2 pseudogenes are annotated in these 1,984 nt (G+C 67.2%); both read right to left on the bottom strand.

Features of this window, described 5'->3' with window-relative positions:
* Positions 1 to 976, bottom strand: a pseudogene (locus ACNPM4_RS02080) (PKD domain-containing protein); the annotation flags it as partial.
* A 339-nt stretch (positions 977 to 1,315) separates the two neighbouring features.
* Positions 1,316 to 1,984 (bottom strand): annotated as a pseudogene (locus ACNPM4_RS02075) (PKD domain-containing protein); the annotation flags it as partial.

Raw genomic sequence — 1,984 nt, 5'->3', positions numbered from 1 at the left:
CGGCCTCGGCCGCGAACGTGCCCTCGAGGTTTCCGACCTCGGCGGCCGCGTACACCCAGCCGGTGCCGTACACGCCGGTGGCATCGGCCGTGAGCGCGAAGATTCCGGCCTTGCCTGAGGCGGTGCCGCTGTTCGATCCGTTCTGGATCGAGTCGGATGCCAGCCAGGCGGTGTCGACTGTGCCGGTGGTCTTGTCCACGGCGCCGAGGCCGCGCATCGTGGTGTCGCCACTGACCTGCGAGAAGCGTCCGCCGATGATGGTGTCCGCCCCCGCGGGGTCCATCACCATGGCGTCGACCTGCAGGTCGGTCGTCGGTGCCCAGGGCAGCAGCTTGCCATCGGGCGCGTTGAACGCGGTGAGGTTCTTCCTGGCCGTGCCGTTGGCCTGGGTGAACAGGCCGCCGGCGTAGACGCTGGTGCCCGAGGTGGCCAGGGCGTAGACGCCCGATCCGCCGATCGACGGGATGAAGCCGGGGACCAGTTCGCCGGTCTTCGCGTCGAGGGCGGCGATGTTCCAGCGGTCTTTGCCGTTGACGGAGTTGAAGGATCCGCCGATGTAGATGCGGCTGCCGTCCGGCGACGCAGCGACGGCCTTGATCACCCCGTTGACGTTCGGCGCGAACGGCAGCAGCGCCCCGGTGTCGATGTCGTAGGCGAGCACGTTCGACCGGGCGGTGAGCGCGGTGCCCGGTGCGGCCTTCGGTTCGCGAGCATTGTCGAACTTGCCGACGGCGTAGACCGTCGACCCGATCGTCGTCTGTGCCCACACGTAACCGTTGTCGATCTGGACCGTCGGAATCGGATCCGACGTCACGACGTTCTCGTCGCGCTGCAGTAGCGGAGGCGGCGACGACGAGACTTCCGCCGCCACCGCCGCTCCGCCACCGAACGAGACCAGGCCGCTGACGACCAAGACACCGACGACGGCGCCGAAGGCCGCCTTCCGGACGCGCTTCAGCGCAGAGTTGTTCCCCATGATGTTGATTCCCCAGTTATCTGATGCCGACCCCAGATCGGCATGACATCGCCGTACGCTCCAGACCGAGACGGCTTCCCCAGAGGCCGTGCCCAGTCGGTTCGCAACGACGAACCCTCAAGTCGAAGCATGATAGCTATCGACATGTAAAATAATAGCATATCGGATGCTGGTTTGCCGATCAGGCCGAGATCAGCCGCGTCGCAGACCTGAAAGCGATGGCTCTGCGCAGCCGGTCGGCCGCTGGGGGACCAGCAGAGCCGACCTCGGGTGCGATCCGAGGTCGGCTCTCGTTCTTTCCACTCGGGCTGCGGAAGCGGGCGGCCCGAGACCCTTCGATCAGTGGGGTGCTATCCAGGTGATGCCGCCGCTGGCGGTGACGTTGCCGTCGGCATCCTTCGCCACCACTGTGTACTCCCGTGGCGTATCGTCCGTGGCGGTCTCGTCCACGAGGATCACGAGTGGTCGGTTCCACCAGGTCGCATCTGCCGTCGTCGTGGCCACCGGCGTCGCGCTGTCCGCGCGGTGGAGCTCGTAGCTGAGGGTCAGGTCATCGCGGTCCCAGTTGGCGGGGAGGGTGACGGTGACGCCCGCGGAACCGTCGGCGTTCCCCTCGGCGCTTCCTGTCCAGTCGTCGCCGGAGAGACGGGGCTTGTCCTTCGCTCCGCCCGGAGGGGTCGTCGAGAAGCGGACGAGTCCTTCGAACTGGCCGTTGTTGACCGAGCGGAACTCGCCGCCGACGGAGATCATGTTCCCGGTGCCCGTGATGGACAGGCCCGCCTGGCCCATGCCCGTGGTCTGACCCACGCCCCAGTCCGGGGTCCAGGCATACGCCGACGGGGCGGGCGTACCCACCCAGTCCCTGTAGTTGACGTCGGGCTGATTCCCCAGTGTGCCCCTGGCATCGGCCGTGAATGCCTCCGAGTATCGGTACGTCGTCTGCCGCTGCTCGGGCTGCAAGCCCACAGTCCGGCATGCGTGGGTGTGGCTCGTCGTGTACACGACCTT

The organism is Microbacterium umsixpiens (assembly GCF_053543675.1).
The sequence above is the reverse complement of the archived record's forward strand: the minus strand, read 5'-3'. Positions and strand labels throughout refer to the sequence as shown.